Raw genomic sequence first — 11991 nt, forward strand, 5'->3', positions numbered from 1 at the left:
TATAAAAAGGTAACAGAAAAGGAAGTTAGCGGAAATAATGGAGTAATCGGCGGAATAAATTGAAAAAAGGTCGGATCCTCAAAAAATCTCAAAAATTTTTCAACCATCATGTAGGAATATGCCATTTCATGTAGAATTATAAAAAGAAAAAGGAGTGATACCCCCTGGATATAAAAGAACTAACTCTCCCCCAAAGACTCATCCTGGCTGAGACACTAAAAAAATACCTAAATCAAAGTCACCCAAAATATCCAATCCTCGAAAAAGACCTAGCCAAAAGATGGGCAGGCTATTGGGGAGAACGGGCCTTAGCAAACTATGTAAAAGAACTGCCGCAAGAAAAATACCTAATCCTCCACGACCTTCAACTCAAACTCAACGATATCTACTTCCAAATTGACTCCCTGCTAATCTCCCAAACCCACATCCTCATCATCGAAGCCAAAAATATCATTGGAACCTTGTACTTTGATCATGTCTTTAACCAGCTCATCCGTATCAACCCTGATGGAACAGAAGAATCCTTCGAGGACCCGCAAACCCAATGCCGCAGACTCCGATCCCTTTTAACCAGATGGCTTACCCAGCATAAAATCCATCTCCTGCCGATTGATTACCTCATTTTTTTCAAAAGTACTAACAAGACCATATTAAAAACTAGCGGTACGGGTACAGACACAACAAGAATTTGTAAAGGAAGAGATGTACTTAATAAAATTGAGGACATCGAAAAACGATACAAACAGGTAAAAATCCAACCCGAAAAAATGAAAGAGGTAGCTCATTTCCTGTTAAGCAAACATAGTCCAAAACCAATTGAAATTTTAAAAGAGTATGAACTAACCGAAACAGAGCTCTTCCTTGGAGTCCAGTGCCCATCGTGTACCCACATCCCCATGAATTATCAAAAAGGAAAATGGATATGCCCAAAATGTAATTCACCAAGCAAAACCGCTCATTTCGAAGCAATCAATGACTACTTCCTCTTGATTAAACCTACTATCACAAACCACGAATGCCACACAATACTTCATCTCCCGACATCGGACATCACTCGAAAAATACTACTATCCCTTCAGCTTCCTACGTCAGGGCATAACAAAAAGCGTCTATATCATCAATGGCCTGGCAGCAAAAGCTACCTACTATCAGAAGAAACAATCCTAAAGCAAAGGTGACAACCCCATGCGATTTATCCAAAAAGACAGCCTAATAATCCCAACCAAAACAAAAGAGGATTCCCTGCCCATCTCACAAATCCCAACCATTCCCAATCCACCACTTAACCCCGCATTCCCTTACAACCCAGATCTCCAGCAGCGGCTAACCGGTAAACAGCTCCTCCTCGAGGACCTCCCATTCCCACTCACTGAGATTCAAGCACACTATCAAAATGGATACCTTACCTACCGAAAGGGAATCGAAAAAAAGGGTAAACAATCCATCTGTGCACGATGTGGCAACAAGGATCCACAATGGTTCACAATATACCCATGCGCGAGATGCGGGGAGGACTGTCTTTATTGCCGAAAATGCCTCATGATGGGAAGAATCAGCGAATGCACCCCGCTCATTGGCTGGAACGGCCCAGCTCCTGATATTCAGATCCCAACACAAATCATGGCCTGGCAAGGAACACTTTCTGAAGGGCAGAAAGTGGCATCCGACCATGTTGTCGAGGCTATCCGCCAAAACCAAGAGCATCTTGTCTGGGCAGTGTGCGGGGCGGGGAAGACCGAAGTCCTCTTTGCAGGAATCGAATCGGCACTTAAGGCGAAAAAAAGAATCTGCATTGCCACCCCAAGAACGGATGTCGTCTTAGAACTAACACCCAGATTAAAAGCGGCATTTCCCGATATCCCCATTGCCTCCCTATACGGCGGGAGTGAGGACCGACATCTGTTTGCCCCTCTGACGATTGCGACCACCCATCAGCTCCTTCGTTTTTACCATGCCTTTGATACAATCATTCTAGATGAAGTTGACGCCTTTCCGTATACAGTAGAAGAGTCGCTCAAGCACGCAGCCGTTCAGGCACGGAATCCATCTTCCGCCATGATTTACCTCACCGCCACCCCCAATGCCAAATGGCAAAGAGAATGCCGAACCGGTAAAAGGGCCTATACCACCATTCCAGCTCGATTTCACAGGAAGCCGCTCCCTGTTCCGGAATTCACTTGGTGTGGCAACTGGCAAAAAATTCTTAAAAAAGGGAAGCTGCCACCAAATGTGGTTCGTTGGATTAAGTCTCGGATCCAGACAGACAAACAGACGTTAGTCTTTTTTCCACATATCCCGATGATGGAAAAAGCACTTTCGATCTTACGTCAAATTCATCCTGGAATTGAGGCCGTCCATGCAGAAGACCCTGACCGAAAAACCAAGGTGCAGAATATGCGGAACAAAGAAATTCCGATGCTTCTTACCACTACCATCCTCGAACGAGGGGTTACGTTTCCCAATATCGATGTAGCCGTAGTAGGGGCGGAAGATGCTATCTTTACAGAAAGCGCCCTCGTCCAAATTGCCGGGCGGGCAGGAAGGAGTAAGGATCATCCAACAGGTGTGGTGACCTTTTTTCACTATGGAAAAACCGAAGACATGCTAAAGGCAAGGAGGCAGATAACAACAATGAATTTAGAGGGAATAAAAAAAGGATTACTTGACAAACAGAGGGCAGAAACATGAGTATTTTCCAGCAAGACCGTTGTCTCTATTGCCACAATATAATGGCTCCGAACATTGGATGGGCAGCACTATTCTCAATGGAAAAAGAGCAGCTCCTTTGCCAAGCGTGTGAAGATAAGCTGGAAAAGATAACAGGAGAAACATGTCGTATCTGCAGCCGTCCGTTTCAAAGCCTAAATGAACCATTTCGAGACGGTGATTTCTGCCATGATTGTTTTCGATGGGAACAGGACCCTGATTGGCAGGGCTTACTTGAAAAAAATCATAGTCTCTATCTTTACAATGAGTTTTTAAAGGAACTAATTGCCACCTATAAATTCCGAGGTGACTATGTATTAGCAAAGGTTTTTGCAGAACAATTGAAAAAAGAAATTGCCAAAATACAACCAGATTTATTTGTGCCAATTCCTTTAAGCGAAGAGCGGCGCTATGAACGCGGCTTTAATCAGGCAGCCGCCCTAATAGCCTTTGCTGGCTTCCCGTCAGCAGAACTCCTTTCGCGAATCCATTCGGAAAAGCAATCCAAAAAAACAAGGGCTGAACGAATCCATATTCCGCAAGTCTTTAAGGTCGAGTCAGACGGCCAAATCGCAGGAAAAAGGATCTTGTTAATTGATGATATTTACACAACTGGCTCGACCCTAAGGCATGCTGCGAAACTTTTAAAAGAGAAGGGAGCCGAAAGCATCCAATCCATCACAATTGCAAGGTAGACATTGTATTTTTATTAAGCCGAACGATGGGAAAGCTATCAACTCAGTTACTTCCATGGTTTCATGCCATGCCAGTTATTTTCTTTTCCTGATCCATGAGTTGCGCCCTCCATTCCTGTTCACATCAATGTAACATCTTCCATATGCCTCCTAGTGGAATATTGTCCCTGAAAATAATACACTAAATATATAAATAAATGTTTATCTTAGTAAGAATAACCGAGGAATGTCAATCTTTGTATTTAACTTTATCACTGTTTTCCTCTTGTTTTGTCAATAATCCGACAAAATTTTTGAACTGTTTTAGCAGGAATCTCACAGGGTAAAATAGAATTGTAATTACATAGCCTTAACAAAAGGAGGAGTCCACATGAAATACAACGTACGTGGCGAAAACATTGAGGTTACTCCAGCAATTAGAGAGTATGTTGAAAAGAAAATTTCTAAATTAGAGCGTTATTTTACTGAAGCACCAGATGCAAAGGTAAACGTGAATCTAAGATTCAATCAAGATAAATCTTCAAAAGTGGAAGTTACCATCCCACTGCCACAATTAGTATTACGTGCTGAAGAGACAAACGTAGATATGTATGCTGCGATTGATTTAATTACTGACAAACTTGAGCGTCAAATCCGTAAACACAAAACCAAAGTAAACCGTAAATTCCGTGAGAAAGGGGAGCCATCTTTCACTTTTGCAGCACCTGAAAGCCCTGAAATTCACGATGTTGATGAAGAAGATCTTGAATTAGTCCGTACTAAGCGTTTTGATTTAAAACCAATGGATAGTGAAGAAGCGATCCTGCAAATGAACATGCTAGGTCATAGCTTTTATGTATTCACTAATTCAGATACTAACCGTACAAATGTTGTTTACAAACGAAAAGATGGCCGCTACGGCTTAATAGAAGCACATTAATCAAAAAACGCTGCTCTGGGTGACTGGAGCAGCGTTTTTATCCATTTTCGAATACGAAAACTAACTTGTAAAACAAAAAAAGAGTTGTCCCCATGTGGATAACTCTTTTTTTGTGATTATTATCCACAAAATTCTGAATGTTATACACATTAACCACAGTAGTTAATAAAATTTGTGGATAAGATGGCGTTGACAGACTGAATCAAAAACAAAAAAGGCCAGCACATTATTGCTGGCCTTTAATAAAAATAAGAAATGGTAATATCTTTGAGGAGTGTCTAGGCACTTCCGCGTTTCTTCTTATTTCCCCACACCACAGCAGTTCTTATACTTTTTACCGCTGCCGCAAATACATGGAGCATTACGTCCCACATCAAGCTGTTTTACTTTTGGCTTCTTCTTCACCGGTTCTCCGTCTTCCTTCGGATTCACCGCTTGACCTTTTGCGACCTCTTGACGTTCCAGGTTATTGCGAATTTCCGCCTTCATGATATACATCGCCGTTTCGTCTTCAATCGATTGAATCATCGCTTCAAACATCGCGAATCCTTCATGCTGATATTCACGAAGCGGATCAATTTGTCCGTATGCACGCAAATGAATTCCTTGACGAAGCTGATCCATTGCATCGATATGGTCCGTCCACTTCGAGTCAACCGCCCGCAGTGTAACAACCTTTTCAAATTCACGCATTTGTTCAGGGAAGAGAATCTGTTCTTTTTCCTCGTAGCGCTCCCTGACTTTTGCAAGAATCGTTTCAACCATCTCTTCCGGCTCTTTCCCTTTAAGGTCATCAACCGTAATATCACCTTCATGAAGAAGCGTGGCCTGCACGTATTCGATAATCGCTTGAAGATCCCATTCTTCCTCATCCTCATGGCGAGGGGCATGGACATCCACATTGCGCTGAATCGAATTGGAAATCATCCTCTGAACGATTTCGCGAAGGTCTTCAGACTCCAATACTTCATCACGTTGTGAGTAGATGATTTCACGCTGCTGACGAAGAACATCGTCATATTGCAGGAGCTGTTTACGGGCATCGAAGTTGTTACCCTCAACCCGTTTTTGCGCAGATTCAACGGCACGGGAAACCATTTTACTTTGAATTGGCTGAGTATCGTCCATCCCAAGCTTCTGCATCATAGCTTTCATATTGTCAGAGCCAAAGCGGCGCATCAATTCGTCTTCCATGGATAAGTAGAACTGGGTAATACCAGGGTCCCCTTGACGCCCAGAACGACCGCGCAGCTGGTTATCAATCCGCCGGCTTTCGTGACGCTCGGTACCAATTACAGCAAGGCCGCCTAGTTCAATGACACCTTCACCAAGCTTAATATCAGTACCACGGCCAGCCATGTTGGTTGCAATCGTAACTGCGCCTTGGTGACCTGCTTCTGCGATAATTTCTGCTTCGCGTTCATGGTTTTTCGCATTCAACACATTATGCTGAATCCTTTTTTTAGATAAATAGTTTGAAATCAATTCGGATGTCTCAATTGCCACAGTACCAACCAGTACGGGTTGTCCTTTATGATGGCGTTCAGCAATATCTTCAACCACGGCGCGGAATTTGCCGTCCATTGTTGCATAAATCAAATCTGGACGGTCATCACGGGCAATGGGTCTGTTGGTTGGAATAACAATAACATTCATATTATAGATGTTACGGAATTCCTCTTCTTCCGTTTTCGCTGTACCAGTCATACCAGCTAATTTTTCATACATACGGAAGTAGTTTTGGAACGTAATCGTTGCCATTGTCATACTTTCATTTTGAACTTCAAGGCCTTCTTTTGCTTCAATTGCCTGATGCAAGCCTTCACTATAACGGCGGCCCTTCATTAAACGACCGGTAAACTGGTCAACGATGACGATTTCTCCGTCTTGCACCACATAGTCAACATCAAGGTGCATGCTGACGTTCGCTCTTAATGCCTGGTTAATATGATGGTTTAAGGTAACATGCGCCATATCAAAGAGATTTTCAATGCCAAACGCTTTTTCGGCTTTACTAATCCCTTCTTCCGTCAGCATAACGCCCTTCGTTTTCTCATCATACGTGTAATCCACATCTTTTGTCAGTGTCCGTACAAACGCATTGGCTTGGATATAGAGGACAGCTGATTTTTGTGCTGAACCTGAGATAATTAATGGTGTACGGGCTTCGTCGATTAAGATGGAGTCAACCTCGTCAATCACCGCATAAAATAGCGGGCGCTGAACTTTTTGTTCTTTATAAAGAACCATATTGTCACGAAGATAGTCAAAGCCAAATTCGTTGTTGGTTCCATAGGTAATATCAGCAGCATAGGCGGCCTGCTTTTCTTCACTATCCATACTGTTAAGGTTCAAGCCTACAGTAAGCCCTAAAAACTCGTATAACTGGCCCATTTCCGTGGCGTCACGGCTTGCCAAGTATTCGTTTACGGTTACAACGTGAACACCTTTGCCAGATAGGGCATTTAAGTAAACCGGCATGGTCGCTGTTAAGGTTTTACCTTCACCAGTCTTCATCTCGGAAATGTTACCTTCATGTAGAGAAATACCACCCATTAACTGAACGTGGTATGGATATAAGCCAAGTACACGGCGGGCGCCTTCACGGACAACCGCAAATGCTTCTACAAGCAAATCATCAAGTGTTTCGCCTTTTTGATAGCGCGCTTTAAATTCTTCTGTTCTTTCGCGAAGCTGATCATCTGTTAATCTTTCTGTTTCAGATGCAAGCTCATCAATCTTAGCTGCCAGCTTGTCTAACCGTTTCAGTTCGCGTTTGTTCAAATCAAATACTTTATTTAAAATCCCCATACCTGATGAACGCTCCTTTATCTGAGACTAATTCACAATAAAAAAATCCACGTCAAAATGTTCGATCATGTCCCTTTTCATCTTACCATTTACTTTTTACAGTGACAACAATGTTAAAAACAGTGTAAAAAACGTGATTCTACTATTATATAGTATCTGCCCGCTGAACTACTAATAAAGCGGTGTCAAAAATTCAATTTTCCGTCATTTTTGACAGAATAATGACATGGAGCTGAAAGGAAAGGGCATAATACCTAGTTCTGAATACAAATTGCATAAATCTATGTGTTTGTGTATAAAAATTCATCTTTTTATCACTTAACACCACAACGATAGTATTAATGAATCCTTATGATAACAACATTTTTATGTTGTTTTTAGGTATTAACTCACAATATAAAAGTATGAAAAAATATTCACAAATTGTACATTGGATTATACTCTAACAATGTTAGATACTACCTTTAGAGAGGTTAATATGGAAAATAAATAGATAAAAAGTCCGAAATGGGAAGGGTGAGTTAAGTGGCCATTTGGGGGAAAAAGAAAAATAGAGAAATAGATCCCGATACTAGAGAAAATAAAAAAAAGGTTGGCCTAATCCGCAAGCTCTGGCAAAAGTTCAGAGACATTGACTGGAAGAACCCAGTTAATAGATGGAAGTTGTTATTTGTATCATTAGTTGGTTGTATTGTTGTGTTTGGCGGAGGTTATGGGGTCTTGCAATTTACCAATTCGCCGTCATTCTGTTCCAGCTGTCATGAGATGCAGCCGGAATATACATCTTATACAGCTAGTGCCCACAACCAGATTTCGTGTGTTCAATGTCACATTAAACCCGGTACGGTTAATATGCTGACACACAAAATGAAGTCTTTGAAAGAAGTTTACTATCACGTAACAGGAGTACCAGAACAAATTGTTCAAACCGAAGAGGAAGCAGTTTCAAGTCAGAACTGTTTACAATGTCACTCTAAAAACCGTCTGGTTACCGCCTCAGGCGACTTAAAGGTTAACCACAAAGGTCATATTGAAGAGGGCATCCCTTGTATTACCTGTCACTCTGGTGTCGTTCACGCGAAAATGGCCTCTCGAGGAATCAATACAGAAGAAGTCCGTGGTGATTGGACAAAAGAAAGTGCAGAAAAGCTAATGGAAGAGAAATACTTAAGACCAAATATGGGAACCTGTATTAACTGCCATGATCAAGTAAATAACGGCGTGAAACCATGGAAGAATGCTTCCTATAATGTTCCACCAAACCCTGAAGAAACAGAGAAGAAATTGGAAGAAAACCAACAAGCAGCAACTGGTGAAGCAACAACAGCAACAGCAAATGCAACCACAACAACTGAATCAGGAAAGACAGAAGCAACAACTCTAGCGGAACACGACCAAAAAACCCAAGATATCATTCTCCAGGCGATTGGTAAGCAGCAAAAAGACGTTAAGCTCTCTATGTCCTGTGAAACTTGTCATAAAAAGATTAAAGTACCGAAGAGTCACAAAGTAGAAGGATGGAATGGAAACCACGGCCAGACTGCTATTCAACAAGTTGATAAGTGTGTAAACTGTCACCAAGATTCCAAGTGGGTAAGAGAAATACCAAAAGAGGATATTATCTCTCTTCTGAAGATGAAAGAAAGCAAAACAAAATATATTCCAAATCTAAATGTGGTTAAAGAGCAAGCCCGAATTAATAAATTCTGCAGTGCCTGCCATTCGGACCGTCCATCTGGACACGGGGAAAGTAATCAATGGTTAACAGGACACGCTAAGAAGGCCTTAACAGCAGAGCAGAAATCCGAATGTTTCGTGTGTCATGATAATCAAAAACCTGTTGCAGGTTCAACGACTCCAAAAGCAGCTACAGATGTTTATTGCCAATATTGTCATAGAACCGGCTTTAAGTCTGCAGTAAATAACTAAATTAAATCACAAAGGAGGGTCGCTTTTATGGAAGAGGAGCACAATCAAGCGCTGCCGACCCCTCCCAAATATCGGTATAAATTAATTAAAGTTGCGACCTTAACCGTGTTGTTTTTAGCCCTCTTCTTTGCAATCGGAGGATTAGGGCTAAAAGCTACCTCTAGTTCTGTTTTTTGTTCATCGTGCCATGAGATGAAACCTGAGTATTACACGTGGAAAGCCTCTACGCACAGCGAAGTGGATTGTGTAAGTTGCCATGTCCAGCCAGGAGCCAAAAACATAGCGAAAGACAAAGCTGAGGGGGTAGTTGAGCTTTTTAAGAAAACTACAAACACATTTACAGCACCTATTCAGATGCCTAAAGAAATTCCAAACTCTGCTTGTGAAAAATGTCATAATATGAGCACTCGCCAGGTAACTGCATCTGGAGATCTGATTATTCCCCATGATAAACACTTAGCAAAAGACATTAAATGTACCCAATGTCATAGCGGCGTTGCTCACGGGAAAATTGCTGAACGAAATGTGACGTTTAAAAGCGATTATAACAAATGGGATACAACACTCGGAAAATCAATGATGAGTGATATAAAGTTCACTAGAACCAAAATGGAAACATGTATGGAATGCCATGAGGCACGTGAGGTATCAACTGAATGTAAAACTTGTCATACAACCGGTGTACTGCCTAAATCGCATAAAAAACGGGATTTTAAAACTGAAACTCATGGAGTTTTAGCTAAAAAAGATCTTAAGAACTGTAATAAATGTCATCTATATATGTCTGAAAAGGACATTCAAGGTTTGGAAGAAGTACCAGCTTCCCAACAATTTTTAAGTAATGGAAATTCAAAAACAAATACAATATCTGCTCAAGATTATGCTAAAGAAAACACGTTCTGTAAAGAATGTCATACAACTGAACCGGCTAGTCACGTAAAAGGATTTGTCAATATTCATGGTGCCCAAGCTAAAGAGAATACAGAAAAATGTTTAGCATGTCATGATTATCAAAATACTGGCTTTAACAAGACAAATAATGTAACTTGTAGCAGTTGTCATCCAGCAATGCATGCTGGAAAAAGTTATAAGGATAAACATCCTATTGACATATCTGGGGTTACATCACCAAATGAGTCATGTTATACATGTCACAATAAACCAAAATGTACTTCATGCCATAAACAATAGTGATAATTAACTAGATAGGAGGGGCCAAAATGGACAGTCAAGTTAAACCTGATGCCCAGGGACAATCAAGAATACAAAACGTCAGAAAGGAAAAAAAGATAAAAAAAGATATGTTTACATGGTGGCAATCTATAATTATCCTTGTTGCAACCCTAGCAATTTGTCTATCCGCTGGCTACTATGTAAGTGATAAGTACCTTTGGAATAAAAATGACGAAGAAATTATTAAACAAATAAAATATAAAAAAACACTTGTAGACCAGAAACCAAATGATCCTGGCTTGAGAGTACAGCTCGGTTATAGTTACTTCTTAAAAAGTGATGATGATAACGCCATTAAAGAATATCAGACAGCCAAAAGCCTGGATAAGGACTATTACGCAGCTTATTTAAATTTAGCAATAGTTTATGATAAGCAAAATCGTACAGATGATGCCCTACAAATGGCTATTAAGGCAACAAAGCTAGCTCCACAGGACTATAAAAGTCTTTTATTAAAGGGTAGAAGCTACAGAAAATTAAAGATGTATGATAAAGCAAAAGAAGCATTACAACAAGCAGAACGGTTTAAGAAAGGAAATACTGACGTTATTTATGAGACAGGCTTAGTTGCAGAAGATCAAGGAAGACTATCAGATGCAGAAAGCATCTATAAAGAAACTCTTTCCTATGACCCAACATTTAAACCAGCATTAGAAGCATTGGAACGCCTTAAATCTAAAAAGAAATAAGGAAGGAGATGGGATTCATGAAAAAAAAGACAACTTATATATGGATGGGCACCATTGTGGTATTTAGTGTTGCCCTATTTGCTATTATTTACTTTTTCCATCTTCAGGATGACGCAATAAAAGTAGCGGATAATGTGAAACCAGGTGGACCTCCAACTTTAAGCTACTATATTCAAGGTGATATAAACGATCCGCTTGAAAAACCAATGGATGTTACAAAGGTTGGTCAATATGTATATGTAACTGATACAAGCCATAAACAAGTTCAAGCTTTTGATACATCGGGAACTCCTATTTTTAAATTTGGAAAAGAAGGTACCGACAAAGGTCAATTTGAATTCCCTTACGGCATTACCGGTGATAAGGCTGGTAACATATATGTTGCAGATTTATATAACGCAAAAATCTCTATTTTTACATCAAAGGGAAAATTTATCAAGTACTTTGAGGTTGCCAATAAAGTCGATGAATTAAAAGGGCCTGGTGGATTACGGATTTACAATAATACTCTTTACGTAACAGATATTCCTAAAAATAAAGTAATGGTGTTTGACTTAACAGGTAAAAAATTACTTGAGATTAATAATGCGACAGGAAAAGGTGACCTACTTAACTCACCAAATGCAATTACCATTGATAACGATAAAAATATTTATGTTTCTGATACAGGGAATCAACGCCTAGTAGTCTATGATAAAAACGGAAAATATAAACGGACAATAAACGGTTCTACTGATGGCAAAGGCAACTCTAAATTCGTTAACCCTAGAGGAATTGGGGTTGAAGAAAATGGCACTTTACTATTAGTTGATAACATGACTCATTATGTTTATGGTTTTGATAAAAATGGAAAACAAGTTTTCCAATATGGTGGGCTCGGTAGCGATAAAGATCAATTTTATCTTCCAAATGGCTTGTTCGTAGATGATAAAGGAGAAGTGTTTATCACCGATACCGTTAATGCAAGGGTTGGCCTTTATTACTAAAAATAAACTTTAGTATTTTAAGG

9 protein-coding genes are annotated in these 11991 nt (G+C 40.3%); 8 read left to right on the top strand and 1 reads right to left on the bottom strand.

Features of this window, described 5'->3' with window-relative positions; translation table 11 throughout:
* Nucleotides 1-329 precede the first annotated feature (329 nt).
* The 4 genes from V7266_RS30690 (at nt 330) to hpf (ending at nt 4320) form a co-directional block, all read left to right on the top strand.
* Complete coding sequence (locus tag V7266_RS30690; RefSeq protein WP_420491315.1) at nt 330-1178, top strand: nuclease-related domain-containing protein; 849 nt, start codon at nt 330-332, stop codon at nt 1176-1178.
* Nucleotides 1179-1185: 7 nt separating this feature from the next.
* Nucleotides 1186-2688 carry a DEAD/DEAH box helicase gene (locus V7266_RS03590; protein WP_335465862.1) on the top strand — a complete coding sequence of 501 codons (1503 nt, stop codon included), beginning with the start codon at nt 1186-1188 and terminating at the stop codon, nt 2686-2688.
* Entirely contained in the window at nt 2685-3401 is a 717-nt protein-coding gene (locus tag V7266_RS03595) for a ComF family protein (RefSeq protein WP_335465863.1), read from the top strand. The genes V7266_RS03590 and V7266_RS03595 overlap by 4 nt, the downstream gene beginning before the upstream one ends.
* 370 nt (nt 3402-3771) lie before the next feature.
* Nucleotides 3772-4320 (top strand): ribosome hibernation-promoting factor, HPF/YfiA family, encoded by a 549-nt coding sequence (gene hpf / locus V7266_RS03600; RefSeq protein WP_335465864.1) that lies wholly within the window; start codon nt 3772-3774, stop codon nt 4318-4320.
* 300 nt (nt 4321-4620) lie between these two features.
* Here hpf and secA read toward each other — a convergent pair whose 3' ends face one another.
* A complete protein-coding gene (gene secA / locus V7266_RS03605) occupies nt 4621-7131 on the bottom strand; it encodes a preprotein translocase subunit SecA (protein WP_335465866.1) in 2511 nt (836 codons plus the stop codon).
* Between the two features lie 525 nt (nt 7132-7656).
* On the opposite strand from secA, the gene V7266_RS03610 reads away from it, so the two are divergent.
* From V7266_RS03610 to V7266_RS03625, 4 genes are read left to right on the top strand one after another with little or no spacing between them, the layout of a single operon-like run.
* The gene (locus V7266_RS03610; RefSeq protein WP_335465867.1) at nt 7657-9060 is read left to right on the top strand and encodes a NapC/NirT family cytochrome c; all 1404 of its coding nucleotides are present in this window, start codon (nt 7657-7659) and stop codon (nt 9058-9060) included.
* A gap of 27 nt (nt 9061-9087) precedes the next feature.
* On the top strand, nt 9088-10251 hold the full coding sequence (locus V7266_RS03615; protein ID WP_335465869.1) for a cytochrome c3 family protein: 1164 nt from the start codon (nt 9088-9090) through the stop codon (nt 10249-10251).
* Nucleotides 10252-10280: 29 nt separating this feature from the next.
* Nucleotides 10281-10982: a tetratricopeptide repeat protein gene (locus tag V7266_RS03620; protein ID WP_335465871.1), complete on the top strand. Its 702-nt coding sequence runs from the start codon at nt 10281-10283 to the stop codon at nt 10980-10982.
* Between the two features lie 17 nt (nt 10983-10999).
* On the top strand, nt 11000-11968 hold the full coding sequence (locus tag V7266_RS03625) for a 6-bladed beta-propeller (RefSeq protein WP_335465872.1): 969 nt from the start codon (nt 11000-11002) through the stop codon (nt 11966-11968).
* Nucleotides 11969-11991 lie beyond the last annotated feature (23 nt).

The organism is Neobacillus drentensis (assembly GCF_036965645.1).
Taxonomy (GTDB): Bacteria; Bacillota; Bacilli; order Bacillales; family Cytobacillaceae; genus Neobacillus; species Neobacillus drentensis_D.

Excerpts from the sequence above, each read along its gene's own strand:
- V7266_RS03590 (WP_335465862.1), top strand. The coding sequence starts at position 1,186 with ATGCGATTTATCCAAAAAGACAGCCTAATAATCCCAACCAAAACAAAA.
- V7266_RS03595 (WP_335465863.1), top strand. The coding sequence starts at position 2,685 with ATGAGTATTTTCCAGCAAGACCGTTGTCTCTATTGCCACAATATAATG.
- hpf (WP_335465864.1), top strand. The coding sequence starts at position 3,772 with ATGAAATACAACGTACGTGGCGAAAACATTGAGGTTACTCCAGCAATT.
- secA (WP_335465866.1), bottom strand. The coding sequence starts at position 7,131 with ATGGGGATTTTAAATAAAGTATTTGATTTGAACAAACGCGAACTGAAA.
- V7266_RS03615 (WP_335465869.1), top strand. The coding sequence starts at position 9,088 with ATGGAAGAGGAGCACAATCAAGCGCTGCCGACCCCTCCCAAATATCGG.
- V7266_RS03620 (WP_335465871.1), top strand. The coding sequence starts at position 10,281 with ATGGACAGTCAAGTTAAACCTGATGCCCAGGGACAATCAAGAATACAA.
- V7266_RS03625 (WP_335465872.1), top strand. The coding sequence starts at position 11,000 with ATGAAAAAAAAGACAACTTATATATGGATGGGCACCATTGTGGTATTT.